Genomic DNA, 15358 nt, shown 5'->3' on the forward strand with positions numbered 1-15358 from the left:
ACTCATTTTTGCGCACCTATTATTCAGTCCAAAATTCTGGCATTTCGTTCGTACCCAAAACAGTACAATCTCCGCATGCTCTTGGAATCATAATGTATGGTCCTGTTTCCCCAAAAAATTCTGGAGTACCTGCATAATTTTCTAAATAAGATGCTGCTTTATTATTTATTAATGTGGTTAAAGGTCCACAAGGCCCTGGACAATACTCACCTCGTAATGATGGTGCTTGTAAGCTACAAAGTATCGCGAAATCTGGTAATACTTCTCCTGGATAATAGTCGTCATAATTAAAAAAGACTCTTTTTTCTGAAACGGAATTTACATCAAAGTATCCAATAACTTTTTCGGCAGGATTACTTTCTGAAGTAATATTTCCTTCAACAAATCCAGTTTGAATTTGAGAAAAAACACTCCCTTCCGAAGAAAAATCACCCAGTGTTTCATAATATAAATATGCCCCTTCTGAAATAACAAATTGCCTTGCTAACAAACTATACCGATGCGATAATTTATAATCTGTACTTGGGACGAAATGAATTAGATACTTTACTACCTTATCTGCATCTAACGTTGCGCTTTCTAAAACATTGAGTTCACTTGACCTCTCCGTACTACAACAAACTCTCGTGTTTTCAAGACGATCCTCTAGGCCAACCTCACAACAAGGGCACTCATTTCCAATCACAAATGCCTCTTCACGCACCCACATAGGAGCAATTATTTTAAATGTGCTTTCATATTCGTAGCGATAAAACTTTGACCTATTTGAGGGATCAAAACTATCTACATAAAAAGCCATCCCCTCAACACCGTCGTCATTAGTCATTCGCTCAATATAAAGATCATCAATTTCAATAACGGTTGTTAATTTTTTATTTGTGGAGGAATAAACGTTCCCTTCTGCTGTAATAATTTTCAATCTATAATCTACATTTAAAATTGCCTCAAAAACATCTTGACTAACATACTTTCCTTCTTCAACTTCTTCAAAATTATATTCAAAACCGTTGCCTATAATTGTAACAATGGCATCAGTTTCAACCACAGGATCTCCTCCGTAGCGATAGGTCCTACTTAATAGTATTTCGTGTTGTTTTTCCTCATTGCTTATAGAGGCATCAATGACTAAAAGATCCTCAAACACACCTGTCTCTATACTTGTATCTTCTATACAGCCTGACGCAGTCGAGAGCAGGATGCAAATAACTAATAGCAATCTACACTTCTGTTTTCCAATATATTTTTTAAAATATTTCATTCTAATTATATTAAACATTACTAAAACACCCTTCTTAAAACTTAATATTATAACTTATTGTAGGAACTGGCACCGTAAATATTGACGCTTGCTTCGCTTTGATTTCTCCTCCTTCATTCACAAAAAATACTGAGTATGGATTATTTCTTCCCAAAACATTATAAACCGAAATATTCCAAAAGCTGTGCGCCAGTTTGTTCTTTTTATGATTTCCTTCTACATTGAAGCCCAGATCCAAACGGTAATAATCTGGAATCCTAAATTCGTTCCTGTCACTAAAAGTTAGCAGCTCCACGTTATCCACAATAAAATTTCCTGTGGGTACAGTAACGGGTCGACCCGTTTGATACACAAAATTTCCCGAAAGACTAAAACGTTCCGTCAGTTTGAAGTTTCCAACAAAACTAACATCGTGTGGTCTATCGTAATTAGACCTAAAAAAATCTCCATTGTTTACGCGTTCTTCGGCAAAATCGCTGTCTAACTTTACAAATGATCTTGCATAGGTATAGGCCAACCACCCACTAAATTTTCCGCTGGTTTTTTTTAAAAGGAACTCAATTCCGTAGGCTTTACCTTCTCCTTGCAAAACTTCCTGCTCCAATTCCTCATTTAATAGTAACTCTGCTCCCACCTTATAATCAAGGATGTCTTTCGATCTTTTATAATACCCTTCCGCACTTAGCTCATACATATTCTCTTTAAAGTTCTTAAAAACGCCTACGGAATATTGAACAGCGCGTTGCGGCTTGATATTTAAATCTGATAATTTCCAAGTATCTATAGGAGCTGCCGTTGTATTTGTTGAAAGTCTATGAATGTACTGTGCCGAAGTATTTACGCCTGCTTTAATCGAAAGTTCTGGTGTTAACAAATATCTTGAAGCAATCCTAAATTCTGGATACCCGTAGGTTTTGATAAATTCGCCACTGCCATATTCGCGTGTTTCAACCAGAGAACCATCATTCTTAGGAGCATCCTCTTCATACACATTTTGGGTGGACGCTCCCAAGGCTGCAAAAAATGAAAATCTAATGCCTGCCTCTACGCTAAATCTATCTGTAACTTTAAAAATATCTGATATAAAAAGTGCAGACTCTAGTGCTTGTTCATCTGCAATAGTGTTGAGTATTACTTGAGAGTTATCTCCCAAAGGTCTTATAAAACCCGGTTCTATACCGTATAGTTTTGTAGATAAGCCATAATTAATTTTATGACGTGAATTGGCTTTATAGACCAAGTTTAGCTTTAATTCAGTTTCATTTACTTTATATCCCAATTCAAAATTACGATTGGTTTGCCCATCAAATTCAATGTCGAATTTGTACTGAGTATTCGAGACAATAAAGGCTCCTTTATTTTTTTCATCAAACGTATGGTCCCAGCGCAAAGATGCCATCCTATTGCTATATCCAAAAACCGAATCTGAAGTAATACTAAAATCATCTCTACTAAAGTACCCAGTCGCTCTAATCGAATTTTTATCATTGATCTCGTGGTAATATTTAAGAATCGCATCATAAAAGGAAGCCTCACTCTTTTCGAGCTCCTCGTTGTCTAAGTTTCGTAAAATTATATCTGAATATGTTGCGCGAATCCCTACTAAAAGCCCTGCCTTTTCTTTAACTACAGGAACTTCCAATAACACATTACTTGTTACCAATCCTATAGAAGCTTCTCCTGCTAATTTATCTACACTAGCATCTTGGGTACGGATATCAAAAACAGAAGAGAGCCTCCCTCCGTATTCGGCAGGTACGTGTCCTTTGTAAATAGTGACTTCATCGGTTGAAAACGGATTTATTGCTGAAAAAATTCCAAAGAAATGCGAGGGATTATAAATAACTCCGTCATCTAATAGGATTAAATTTTCATCTACTTTACCTCCTCTCACATTATACCCCTCTGCACCTTCTCCAGCAGATGAAATTCCAGGCATTGTTGCAGCAACTTTAAAAATATCTCGCTCACCCAATACCAAAGGAACATTTTTAATTTGCTCTACATCTACCTTTGTAACACCTGCTGACACTTCTTTTAAAACCTGATTTATATTTCCCTGAATCACAACTTCATCCAATCCTTCGAGCGCTTCTGAAAGACCAAAATCTAAAACCCCATCATTATATAAAATAATGCGCTTTTTTACATCCTGAAAAACCAGCGAACTTGCGGTAATAACATTCATTCCCTTAGGCAGCGATATGCGGTAGCTCCCATCTTGGTTTGTTACCGTTCCAATGCCGTTTCCTGCAACGGTGATGGCAACATTATGTGCTTCGCCTCCATTTGTTATATTGGTAATAGTTCCTTCTAGTACAAAAGTGTTGCGCGGAGAACTTTTATTTTCCTTTCCAATACGAACGGTCTCTATTTTTTTTGAGACTTGTGAGGAATTCTGATTATAAAAAATAGGCGCCTCGGCTTTTTCTATAGTGTTTAATTTAGTCGTGTTCGTAATAACTTCTGGTTCAAAGAAACCATTGGGCAGTTCGTTGTAAATGCGATTGTACTTGGTAAGGATTACCTTAGTGTCTTCGATAGTATTGTAATTGAAAAGTGTGTCTTTTAAGATTTCCTGTAAAAGTTCTTGTAGCGTCACTTCTTGAAAGGTACCAGAAACAGCTGTATTGGTGAACCAATCTTCAATAAAGTAAAATCGATAATCCGTTTTGGCTTCAATCATTGCTATTGCTTCGACCATGGAGACAGCGTCAAAAATTATCGTAATACGCGCCTCACTTTCTTGTGAGAAACTTAATAAAGAAACCAAAAAGAAGATTACAAGTAATAATTTTTTCATAGATACTGGTTAGTATGAAGCAGCAGATAGCTAAACTTTCTTTCTATAAATGTACCTCAAAAAAATAGTTGAAAGCAAATAAAATCTTCCAGTATTTATAAATAACGGGTAGGAAAATCACTCCTTAACCATTTATAAATATGTGACTATGAGTGATTTTGAATAAAAAAGTGTGTGGTTCTAGAGGGATCCTAAAAGCACGAACAACCTATTAAAATATTTTTTAAAAGGATGTTATAAATCACAATTTATAGAAAACAGTATGCTAATTAAGCTTAACACTTCGGTCTCCAGAAAAGAGAAATGAGGATGTATAAGAATATAATTACTGGAATCGCGATAAATTTTAAAAGCACTAGCAATAAAATACTCGTCACTAAAAAGATATAGCGAACGGCATTCGATTTAAAATCCCACGTTTTAAATTTAAATGCAAACAATGGGATTTCTACATTCAATAATACACAACTAAGCACTGTAAAAATTGATAAAAACCAAGGATTCAGTAATATTCCTTCTAATGTTTCGGTTTGTTGAAAAGCGAGTATTAACGGAAGACTTAGTATGAGCAATGTATTCGCCGGTGTTGGCAATCCAAGAAAACTATTTGTTTGACGCGTATCTACATTAAATTTTGCCAGCCTATATGCAGAAGCCACAGCAATTAGAAGCCCTAAAAATGGGAGATAGCTCATAAACGAAGTATTCCATCCACTATCTGAAAAGATATTTGCAATATCTAAGGTGTGCCCTGTTGTTGCTTCACTTAATAATTGTAACATTACAACTCCAGGAACAACTCCGCTAGTAACGACATCTGCTAGGGAATCTAACTCTAAACCGACATCACTCTGTGCATTTAACAGACCCGCCGCTAGCCCGTCAAAAAAATCAAAAATGATCCCTAAAAAGGCAAATATCGTTGCCGAAACCAAATCTCCAGAAACTGCAAAAATCAATGCTACACAACCGCAGAGTAAGTTTAAGGAAGTGATAATATTAGGGATTTGCTTTACCATAGTTTTTTTAAGAATTAAATGCCTTTGATCATTAAATTTTAAACTGTTTTTGTAAAAATAACAAAGTATTTTCGTCTAAGGAGTTATTCACGCAATATGTTACTAAAATAGCAGTTTATATTTTTATAAAATAGTACCATATTTGCACAAATTATTACGCTTGAAAAAGAATATATTCTTATTGCTTTTTTTAATCACCATTGGTGTTGCTGCACAATCTGTTAGAAAATATTCAAATGAGTTTTTGAATATTGGAGTAGATGCTGGAGCCTTTGGTATGGCGAACGCCGTGGTAGCATCTACTGGCGATGTTAATTCTGGATATTGGAATCCAGCGGGATTGGTAAATATAGAAGACAAAGAACTTTCCCTGATGCACGCCTCCTATTTTGCAAACATTGCTAGCTATGATTATGCCGCTTTTGCGATGCCATTAGACAACGAAAGTGCCGTTGCCCTCTCCATTATTCGGTTTGGTGTAGATGATATTTTGAACACCACACAATTAATCGATGATCAAGGGAATATAGATTACAATAGGATTAGTCTTTTTTCTACAGCAGATTATGCATTTAACTTCAGCTATGCAAAAAGATTGCCTTTGGACGGATTAAATGTTGGTGTAAATGCGAAAGTCATTCGCAGAATTGTTGGTGACTTTGCGTCCTCTTGGGGTTTTGGGTTGGACGTAGGGATCCAATTTCAGCGTAACAAGTGGAGTTTTGGTTTGATGGCAAGAGATATTACCACCACCTATAATGCTTGGACTATCGATGAAGAAAAATTTGCCGAAATACAAGGTGCCGTAGAAGGTCAAAATCAAGAACTACCAGAAACTACTGAAATTACCATCCCGAAATTACAATTTGGGGTTGCCAGAACATTTGTATACCGCTATGATTTTTCTCTCTTAACCGAAGTAGATCTAAATTTTAGATTTGCTCAAACCAATGATGTTTTTTCTTCATCGGCTGTAAGTGTTACACCATCAGCTGGGCTTCAATTTGGGTATGTAGATATGATTTTTTTGCGAGGTGGCGTGGGTAATTTTCAAAACGTCCAGCAAATAGGCAGTTTAGAAGGAGATACGTCGGTTGGTTTTCAACCCAATATTGGTATAGGTTTTAGTTATAAAGGCATTCAAGTAGATTATGCGCTTACAGATATTGGAGATCAAAGTGCCGCATTGTATAGTAATGTTTTTTCACTGAAAATGGATTTGAGTATTTTCAGGTAGTTTGTAGTCGGACACCAGGTATCGATTGCAATATTATTTTTTGTCTTATAAGTACCTTATTTTTAAATCTTCCTTTATTTTAACACTTCAATACATTAGTCGTGATAGTTATAATGATTAATTTTGTTTTTACTGAAAATTAATTTCTTTTGCTGAAACAACTTCTATTACTCGTTTTTTTACTGAATTTTTCTCTTGGATTCTCACAGCGCTCTATTGGTGAGGATGCTGAAATTAGTGTCATTACTATTGGTCCGGGCACCTTGCTTTATGACAGCTTTGGTCATAGTGCCTTTAGAGTGAAAGACCCTTCCAACGGAACCGATATGGTTTTTAACTATGGAACGTTTGATTTTGACACTCCTAACTTCTATATAAAATTTGCGCGTGGTAAATTACCCTACGCTCTTTCAGTTCGTGATTATAATAGCTTTATCGCAACCTACAAAAGGCAAAAACGCTGGGTAAAAGAACAAAGATTAAATCTTACTTATGAGGAGAAAGCTACTATGTTCGAATACTTGATTAACAACGCACAACCAGAAAAAAAAGAGTACCAGTATGATTTCTTTTATGACAATTGTGCTACAAAAATGAGGGATGTCGTTTATACTGTTTTGAATTATAAATTGGTTCACAATAAAGAGTATGTCACAACACCTTATACCTTTAGAGAATTAATCCAACAACGTTTACAATGGAATACGTGGGGTAGTTTAGGTATTGACATTGCCTTAGGAGCGGTTATTGACCGAACAGCTACCCCAACTGAGCATCAATTTTTACCCGAATATATTTTTAAAGCCGCTGCTGTAGCCGAAATAAATCGAGAAGGCACTTTTGTACCTCTGGTTAAACAAATCGCAACAACCTATGACGTTGCTTCCCCTGAAAAAAAGAGCTCTTTTATTACAAGTCCATTTTTCGTCTTTTGCCTAATCGCAATTTTTATCTTTTATATTACCTGTAAAGATATAACCCTCAAAAAAAGAACACGATGGCTTGATAGCGCATTATTTTTGATCACTGGCCTGGTGGGCATATTGCTCTTGACATTATGGCTAGGAACAGATCACACCGCAACAGCGAATAATTACAACGTGCTATGGGCATTTCCTTTAAACCTATTTTTCTTTGTTTTAATACATAAAGTGAAACCTAAAACATGGTTATACCGCTACGTTTTCTTTTTGATTTTATTATTCGCACTTTTGACATTCCATTGGATTTCAGGCGTTCAGATATTTGCTATTGCATTGCTCCCGTTTCTATTTGCGTTGGCATTTCGATGGGTGTATTTAGCATTGGAACTTAAGGGGAAATAATTTAGGGATTCTGGTCTTTCAAAATTAAAAAAACACTCTTGACTAGCCGTCTCTAAACACCTCTATATGAGAATTTTTTTCTCCTGCCTGGAGCATACTGCCCACTCCCTTCTACTGTCCCCGGAAGAAAATAATTGTCGTTAATGTTTTTATGACAATACTAATATCTAGAAAAAAGCTGCGATGCTTAATGTAGTATAGGTCGTATTGTAGTTTTTGTAAAGCGTCTTCCTGTGTCATACCATATTTTGCGTTTACTTGTGCCCAACCTGTAACACCAGGCTTTACAATATGCCTCACTTCGTAAAATGGTATGGCCTCAGAAAGGTTTTCAACAAAGACAGGGCGCTCTGGTCGCGGCCCGATAACGCTCATATCCCCTTTTATTACATTAATAAACTGTGGTATTTCATCAAACCTACTCTTACGAAGAAACCTACCAAACTTTGTGACACGTGCATCTTTCACCGCTGCAAATTGTGCCCCATGCTTTTCAGCATCTTTTACCATAGAACGAAGCTTATAGATTTTAAAGTGCTTTCCGTTTTTACCTACCCTCGTCTGTGTATAAAACATGGCTCCTTTATTCGCTAATAAATTACCAATGATAATAATAGGTGAAATAAATGCTCCAAAAGTCAAACCCACGATGGAAAAGAAAACATCTAAAACCCTATGAAAAAACAAGTAGAGTTTGTTTTGATTGCTTCGGCTAAAAGGAAAGTATCTATAAAAATCTTTGTCCACATGTTGTACTGGTACTCTGTGTGTAATTTCTTCATATACCTGCGTATACTCTCGTATAGAGACTCCGTTTTCTAGAAAGTGAATCAATTTATTGTATAACGTTACTGTAATTCCACTTGATGGCGGGGTTCCGATAACAATTTCTGAAATTACCAACTCCTTTACTTCTCTAAACGCGTGATCTGGATCTACTATTTTCACACCTTCTAAAGTAAAGGGGGTAATTGAAGTTTCAGTATTTATAAATGCTATTACTTTATAATTAGGATCAGATTTTTGCAACGATTCAATAATATCGGGCGCTTCACTTTGATTTGCCACTAATAACACCCGTTTAAAAAATCGAGGAGCAGAAATTAATACAATATAGGCATAACGCCACAGGAATAGTGAGAGGTTAATGGAAATGTAGAAATAGACTATTTGGAGTCTATTTTCTGGAAGCTCAGGGGTATAAAAAGGGGTTAACAAATAGAACAATACCGTTAATGAGGAGGTAAGAATCACATTTTGTACTACAATTTCAAACTTACTTGCTTTTTGAAGATTGTACAATTCAAAAATAGTAGCAAAAATAGTGAGGTACAATCCTAGTACGATGGACCAAACCCAGTGAGTAGAATTAATTTTAAAATAATCAAAGTCAAATACCTGCCCTATCAAATACAAAATCCCTAAAACACTCGCCACGTCTAAAATGCGTAGGAGAACTTTTCGTTCTGAAATATCAAAATGAATGGTTGATTGTTGAGACATACAAGTAGGTTAAACCGAGATAAAAATAAGAAAATCTATTGTGATGTATGTAACATCTCATTCTAATTCCTGTAAGGATTTACTTTAAAATTTCAAACCACGCAAGTTTAACGGATTCCCAGTCAAATTTTTTAGCAAAAGAATGTGCCTTTTTTGAGATGTTTTGTGTCCTTTCTGCAGCTAACATCAGATCTTCAATGGCCAAAACAAAAGGCAACACTTCTTGTTTGGGTACTAATATACCATTTTTGCCAGCATCGATTAAATAAGGTATTCCCCCTACATTGGTAGAAATTACAGGAAGACCAAGTGCCATAGCCTCCACAACACTTACGGGCATGTTGTCAACATTAGTTGTGTTGATAAAAATATCAGACTGTTTAGAAAGTTCAATCCATTGTTTTTTTGATAGTTTACCCGTAAAGGTGACTGGGAGATTTTTCTGTTTTGCATATTGCTTACACTTTGCTAAGCTGCCATCCTTTTCTGGCCCCACCATTGTTAACGTAGCGCCCATTCCTTTTTTTAAAAGTGCCTCTACTATTTTTAACGCCAACATTGGATTATATATGTTGGAAAAAGAACGCACCCACAAAAGCGTGGGAGCTACATTTTTTCTTTCCTGAAAAGGATATTCATCAATATTGATCGTGTTTGGAATGTATTTTAAGTTATGATATCCTTCGGCTGTAAAGGCTTCCATTAAATATTGAGAAGGGGAAATATTTAATGCTGCATTCCCAAAGAATTGCTTAGTTCTCTTGGGTTTTTTTTTAAGTCTAGCGGGTAAGTTTCCACCGTGTAATATGGGGTAATAAGGGACCCCGTGTTTCTTTGCTAACATTCCAATAAAATAAGCAAAATAGAAATTTTGGGTACTATAGGTATCTATTAAAATAGCGTTGACCTCCTCTCTATAGGTATAAAATGCACGAAGCATATCTAAAAACCTAAACACTTTGTTTTTTATGGAAGATGCCGTATATACTTTAAAACCTTCGGCTTTAAGATGCTCGCTCAAGGTTTCCATTACGGTAACGGTATTGCCTTTCGCAGAGAGTGCATTCCCGATGTAAAGTATTTTTTTTGACACTAGTATTATTTTAAAATTGACCTTCTCTTTTAATAAAAGTAGTTGGTGTTCTAAGAATATCAAATTGAATGGCTTGCAATAATAACTGAAAGCCTAAAATTATTAATAAAGTACTAATCATTATCGTCCCTACCGGTGTGAGTTCATTAGTTGCGCTATTGACAGACCAATTATACCCTCCAAAAATGGTGCCTCCTAAAAATAAAAACACACCAAATACAAGGTAAACAGTACCAATATTAAAATCATACACAAAATAACTCTTCCAAATTCGAGTAATAAACTTCTTGAAAAGGTTTATCGAGAACAACCAAGGCATTCTAAAAAGTTTCATATTAGATTCTTCATCGCCATAGATTGCAGGCATTGGAATTTCCGCTATGATCGCTTGTTGAAAATAGAGTTCGCCTATTAAAGAAGTTTCAAAAAAATAGTTTTTGGAAATTGCTGTTGTATTTAATTTTAATACCGTGCCAGATGAAATTGCAAAGAACCCGTTATTAAAATCAAAACAATTCCAATAACCGGTAGAAACTTTACTAAGAAAAGACAAAAACAAATTGCCAAATCTCCTGATTGTTGGCATTGATTTTAATGCCTCTAAATCTCTAAAACGATTTCCTTTTACAAAGTGTGCGTGTTGATTAAGGATGGGTTGTACGAGTTTGGGAATAAACGTCGTATCCATTTGATCATCTGCATCCAGTTTAACAATCACCTTTATTTCTGGATTCTTTATTAACACTTCAATACCTTTTAAGGTTGCGCCGCCTACTCCTAGATTTTTTTTGTTATTAATAATCTGCACTTGTTGATAGGTGTTTAACATTTCAACCGGCATTGTATCTGGACTGGCATCATTAATAATCACAATATGGTCAGCATAGCGTGTTGCTTTCTCCACCACATGTACAATATGTTTGGCAGCATTGTAATAAGGGATGACAATTCCGATGGAGGTAGTTTCAATCATTGAAAACATTAAAATTATAGTATGCTAAAAATCAAAAATAACATACAAACTATTAAGAAAAAGTAAAATAGGCTAAAATAAAATATTACTGCTTGCTTTTTTTAATAATACTTATTAAACAAATTCCGTAGACAAATGCTGGTGCGGCAATGCGCATGGAGGAATGGTTAATTGTTAAAAACCAAAAGGCTAAAAAAGGCAGTAGAAACAAATTATCTTTATGGAATAACCACCGAATTGCAGGTGTAAATAGCAAAATTATTAAAGCTATGATGCCTAATAAGCCATGTTCAGAAAGCATCCTGCTAATTTCATTGTGTGTAGCAGACTCTACACCCGTTACTTCTAATCGATATTCTTTTGTGCGCCCTGCTCCTATTCCCAGAATTGGATTTTGTTTAAAGGCTAGCAACTCTGTTTCAATAAGTTCTTTTCTACCGGTAGAAACATCTTTTTTAACACGGCCTAAGGCATCTTGATTTGCGTATCTTTTATCTATCAAGCCGCCAGAAAGCAACGAAGTTATGATCCACGTGATTATAAAAACAACCGAAATCAGGGTTGTTTTTGCAAGAACATTTTTACGTTTTCCGGCAGATGCTTGTTTTAGATAAAAGAGTATAAATAAGATAGCGCAAACCCCTGCGGTAATAACACCCCCTCTGGAAAAAGTAATAAAAGCCCTATAAGTTAATAAGCCTAATAAGGTAATATCGATAAAATTTACAGCACGGTTTTTGACTAAAAACAATCTTGTAAATAAAATAAACATTCCCAACCCAATAACTGTAGAAACTTGATTGGGACCAAATCCTCCAGAAGCAGCAAAATTAGATCCTGTACCTGTTAAAACATCGCGTATATCCGGTGTATAAAAGTATAGGTATACCACCATTGCGACTATAGGTAATAAGCAGGCTGTAAGCACATCGTTAAAACGGTTTTGGCTTAGTGGTCTGTCATGACAATATAAAGCGGAAATCCCCAAACATACAGGGCCACTTAAATTAAATCCTATAATGTTCCCAAATTCTACATCGTAATCTACATAAAATGCCGATACTACAATGCCTGGCATTAAAAGGAAAAGAAACAGGACATACGGCCAAGATTTTTTATGAAAGCCCCTATAAAACATTCCCAAAGTCATAAATACAATAACTCCATATTTTGCAAATTCGTATGAAAAACCAACCCCTCCAGTCATTCTAGAAAAAACTTCGAAGCCAACAAGATAGGAAGCCGCAATTAACACCTCATCATTGCGATTGCCATAGTATAATATACGTACCATAAACAACCCAATAACTGCTAACAAAACTAGTTTAATGATAATAGGAAAGAGGTATCCTCCAAATCCAAGAGCGATGTGTAGTAGTAGTAATTTTATATAGTTTTCTTGACTAATCACAAAATTCGAAGTGCATTTTTATAAATTTTCTCAATCAAAGGGATAACGGTATTTTCAGAATAACAAGAGTATATATGATTCTGAAAAGCAATTGCATCAAACTCTCGTCTTATATTATTGTCCATATAAACCCTTAATGCCTCTGAAAGCTTAGAGACATCATCTACACCTACTACTTGCCCAAAGGTACTAATTACTTCTCCACAATAGCCTACATTCGTGCTCACAACGGCCAATCTTGCCTTTCCATATTCTAGAAGCGCCATTGGCAATCCCTCGCTAGTGGAAGACAATACCCCTATTTTACTTTCCGCCAATAGCTCGTCGACGCAATTACTAATCCCATGAAACAATACCCTATCTTTTATGTTTTCTTTAGAAATTTCTAAACGCAGTGATCTTTCATAAGCATCATTATAACCAGCACCCACAAGTCTCAGTTGCCACGATGGAAAATCAGCCGCAACTTTTGCGAAAGCTTTAATAAGCAATGTGTGATTTTTTGGAGAACGCAAATTAGCCAAATGTATTATTTCATCCTTGCGTTCTTTCTGTTTTGGAGCTATCATTGAAAAGGTAATAAAATTGGGAATATACACCACATTTTCCACATGGAGCGTTTTTGTTACCCAAGCTTCCAATGCAGCATTCACAGTAATCACGCTTGAAAAATATCTTGAGCAATACCGCAATATTTTCACTTCATTTTTACCTTGATGTACTTTAGCCCCATTATGTTCATGATATACAATCTTAATAGAAGGGATTAAAAATTTCGTTAAGATCGCGAAAAAAAACGAGGTGCTATGCGCGTGAATTATTTGAATTTTATGATTTTTAAGATAGTTTTTAAAAGCCAATAAAGCTTTTAGATCAATGCGCTTTTTTCGGTGTAGACAGGTATGGTTTACTTTTGTATTTATTGCGTTTACTAATGGACCTTCACTACGGGTAGCAACTAAAAAAGACGGATGGTTTTTTGACAAGGAATTTGCCAAAGTGACGGCCATACGTTCTGCACCGCCCGCTGCCAAACTATCAATGAGTTGGACTACTCGCATACCAAGAGTTTTTTTATTTCACGCTCAAAACTATCTAAGGTATACTGCTGAGACCATTTTTTTGCATTCTCTGACATCGTTTTCAATCCAATCTTATTATTTGTGAATGTGACGATGCTTTGTGTATCAACTTCCAAATCTAATGATAAAAGACAACCTCTTTTTCCATAATCAAGCATCCAAGGCACACAGGAAATTGAAGTCACCAAAGGAATACATTCAAAAAACATAGCCTCTGCAACCACTTTGGGCCAGCCTTCAGATTTAGAAGCCAAAATCAAAAAATGAGCTTGTTTATATCCCTCCCTAACTATTTCAGCAGTTTGGTTTCCTTTAAAGTGTATCACTTCTTTTAAGTTGTTTTTTTCAACATACATTTCTAATGCGGGTCGTAAAATACCGTCCCCAAAAAGCGACAAGCTAGCCAGTATGCCTTGCTTAACTAATTGTTCTACTAATTGTATGGCGTACAAAGGTCGCTTTCCTTCGACCAAACTACCTACAAATAAAAACTGGTACGGATCAGAAAAAACTTTTTCAGATATACCATCCTTTTCGTCATCCCAATAAGATGCTGTAAAAAAGGGTTTGATATTTTTAGTTTGCCCAGACCATTCGCCATAAACAAGCACTTGCATATTTTTGGTTAAAAAAGTATTACTTAAAATCCGTTTTTGGATTCGATAACTTAGTGGTTGCTTCGCTTTGGGATCCCAATTTCCTGCATATTTGGCTGTTTTAATTTTCTTCGGAAATGCTATTTGCACAAAACAGCCTATTAGCCCAATATTACCTGGGCACCTTAGATGGATATGATCTGCCTTTTGCATTTCAGAAATCATCTTAAAAATGATACTAGGGAGATTCCATAAGGATGTAAAAGCACTAATAAATCCTCCAAACGCAAGCCAAGGGATGGAAACAATATTAAGGTCTGTCCTTTTAAACGGATCACTTAACAACTTATTTTTATACTGGGTAGGCGATACTATAGTGACAGTAGCTGCGGTATCAAACCATATATTCATCTCTTTAACATAAGGTGCATACGACTCGTATACATTCACGTTTTTTAAAGTCGGCGCTAAAGTTATCACGAGAAACTTCATTAAATATACTCGTTAGAATTAGACTCACTCACCATCTTAGCTGGCACTCCTACTACAGTTGTACCAGAAGCCACATCTCTAATCACTAAAGAATTTGCGCCAATAACAGCCCCATCACCTATATTGATTTTTCCAGCAACAATTGCTCCAGCACCTATATAAATATTATTTCCAAGTATGGGTACCCCTCGTTGAGCACCTTTGCCACTTACGCCTATGGTTACTCCTTGAGAAATATTACAATTATCACCTATAACCGCATTGGCGTTGACGATGATACCTCCAAAATGGCCAATATAAAATGAATGGCCTATTATTGCCGTATATGGTATGGAAATTCCAGCACTAATTTCTATCAATTTTTGCCAGAGTACCCATAGTATTAACAACGGCTTTTTAAACAACTTAGGAAGTTTACTTTTGTAAATACGATGACCAGAACGATATACAAAAAGCGCCCATAGACCTTGTTGTGTCAGCAACAATACCAAAGACGGCTTCCCGGAATATTTCTTATACTTATTTAAATCTGAATTAAAAAGTCTCATTTTTATTTTTACTGCTTA

12 protein-coding genes are annotated in these 15358 nt (G+C 35.7%); 2 read left to right on the top strand and 10 right to left on the bottom strand.

The window, feature by feature from the left end; genetic code table 11:
* Positions 1–19: 19 nt before the first annotated feature.
* The 3 genes from ABXT67_RS00580 to ABXT67_RS00590 all read right to left on the bottom strand — a co-directional run bounded on the left by ABXT67_RS00580 (position 20) and on the right by ABXT67_RS00590 (position 5080).
* Positions 20–1258 (bottom strand): DUF4249 domain-containing protein, encoded by a 1239-nt coding sequence (locus ABXT67_RS00580; protein ID WP_415375350.1) that lies wholly within the window; start codon positions 1256–1258, stop codon positions 20–22.
* Positions 1259–1292: 34 nt separating this feature from the next.
* Positions 1293–4061, bottom strand: a complete 2769-nt coding sequence (locus tag ABXT67_RS00585; protein ID WP_415375351.1) for a carboxypeptidase-like regulatory domain-containing protein — start codon at positions 4059–4061, stop codon at positions 1293–1295.
* Positions 4062–4336: 275 nt separating this feature from the next.
* Positions 4337–5080: a CDP-alcohol phosphatidyltransferase family protein gene (locus ABXT67_RS00590; RefSeq protein ID WP_415375352.1), complete on the bottom strand. Its 744-nt coding sequence runs from the start codon at positions 5078–5080 to the stop codon at positions 4337–4339.
* 160 nt (positions 5081–5240) lie between these two features.
* Here ABXT67_RS00590 and ABXT67_RS00595 point away from each other — a divergent pair, with 160 nt between their 5' ends.
* Together ABXT67_RS00595 and ABXT67_RS00600 are read left to right on the top strand one after the other, a co-directional pair.
* Positions 5241–6317, top strand: a complete 1077-nt coding sequence (locus tag ABXT67_RS00595) for a PorV/PorQ family protein (protein ID WP_415375353.1) — start codon at positions 5241–5243, stop codon at positions 6315–6317.
* A 149-nt stretch (positions 6318–6466) separates the two neighbouring features.
* The gene (locus tag ABXT67_RS00600) at positions 6467–7642 is read left to right on the top strand and encodes a DUF4105 domain-containing protein (RefSeq protein WP_415375354.1); all 1176 of its coding nucleotides are present in this window, start codon (positions 6467–6469) and stop codon (positions 7640–7642) included.
* Positions 7643–7753: 111 nt separating this feature from the next.
* Here ABXT67_RS00600 and ABXT67_RS00605 read toward each other — a convergent pair whose 3' ends face one another.
* The 7 genes from ABXT67_RS00605 to ABXT67_RS00635 all read right to left on the bottom strand — a co-directional run bounded on the left by ABXT67_RS00605 (position 7754) and on the right by ABXT67_RS00635 (position 15340).
* Positions 7754–9145, bottom strand: a complete 1392-nt coding sequence (locus ABXT67_RS00605) for a sugar transferase (RefSeq protein WP_415375355.1) — start codon at positions 9143–9145, stop codon at positions 7754–7756.
* Positions 9146–9224: 79 nt separating this feature from the next.
* The gene (locus ABXT67_RS00610) at positions 9225–10238 is read right to left on the bottom strand and encodes a glycosyltransferase family 4 protein (RefSeq protein WP_415375356.1); all 1014 of its coding nucleotides are present in this window, start codon (positions 10236–10238) and stop codon (positions 9225–9227) included.
* A 10-nt stretch (positions 10239–10248) separates the two neighbouring features.
* On the bottom strand, positions 10249–11211 hold the full coding sequence (locus ABXT67_RS00615) for a glycosyltransferase family 2 protein (protein WP_415375357.1): 963 nt from the start codon (positions 11209–11211) through the stop codon (positions 10249–10251).
* Between the two features lie 85 nt (positions 11212–11296).
* Positions 11297–12622, bottom strand: coding sequence for an O-antigen ligase family protein (locus ABXT67_RS00620; RefSeq protein WP_415375358.1), 1326 nt, complete (start codon positions 12620–12622; stop codon positions 11297–11299).
* Positions 12619–13683, bottom strand: a complete 1065-nt coding sequence (locus ABXT67_RS00625) for a glycosyltransferase (RefSeq protein WP_415375359.1) — start codon at positions 13681–13683, stop codon at positions 12619–12621. The genes ABXT67_RS00620 and ABXT67_RS00625 overlap by 4 nt, the downstream gene beginning before the upstream one ends.
* On the bottom strand, positions 13674–14711 hold the full coding sequence (locus tag ABXT67_RS00630) for a glycosyltransferase (RefSeq protein WP_415375360.1): 1038 nt from the start codon (positions 14709–14711) through the stop codon (positions 13674–13676). The genes ABXT67_RS00625 and ABXT67_RS00630 overlap by 10 nt, the downstream gene beginning before the upstream one ends.
* An 80-nt stretch (positions 14712–14791) precedes the next feature.
* The gene (locus ABXT67_RS00635) at positions 14792–15340 is read right to left on the bottom strand and encodes a serine O-acetyltransferase (RefSeq protein WP_415375361.1); all 549 of its coding nucleotides are present in this window, start codon (positions 15338–15340) and stop codon (positions 14792–14794) included.
* Positions 15341–15358: the final 18 nt, after the last annotated feature.

The organism is Patiriisocius sp. Uisw_017 (assembly GCF_047731265.1).
Classification (GTDB): domain Bacteria; phylum Bacteroidota; class Bacteroidia; order Flavobacteriales; family Flavobacteriaceae; genus Patiriisocius.

What these genes read in the sequence shown, in the direction of transcription:
- ABXT67_RS00580 (WP_415375350.1), bottom strand. Translation starts at nt 1,258, where the DNA reads ATGAAATATTTTAAAAAATATATTGGAAAACAGAAGTGTAGATTGCTA.
- ABXT67_RS00585 (WP_415375351.1), bottom strand. Translation starts at nt 4,061, where the DNA reads ATGAAAAAATTATTACTTGTAATCTTCTTTTTGGTTTCTTTATTAAGT.
- ABXT67_RS00590 (WP_415375352.1), bottom strand. Translation starts at nt 5,080, where the DNA reads ATGGTAAAGCAAATCCCTAATATTATCACTTCCTTAAACTTACTCTGC.
- ABXT67_RS00605 (WP_415375355.1), bottom strand. Translation starts at nt 9,145, where the DNA reads ATGTCTCAACAATCAACCATTCATTTTGATATTTCAGAACGAAAAGTT.
- ABXT67_RS00615 (WP_415375357.1), bottom strand. Translation starts at nt 11,211, where the DNA reads ATGATTGAAACTACCTCCATCGGAATTGTCATCCCTTATTACAATGCT.
- ABXT67_RS00625 (WP_415375359.1), bottom strand. Translation starts at nt 13,683, where the DNA reads ATGCGAGTAGTCCAACTCATTGATAGTTTGGCAGCGGGCGGTGCAGAA.
- ABXT67_RS00630 (WP_415375360.1), bottom strand. Translation starts at nt 14,711, where the DNA reads ATGAATATATGGTTTGATACCGCAGCTACTGTCACTATAGTATCGCCT.
- ABXT67_RS00635 (WP_415375361.1), bottom strand. Translation starts at nt 15,340, where the DNA reads ATGAGACTTTTTAATTCAGATTTAAATAAGTATAAGAAATATTCCGGG.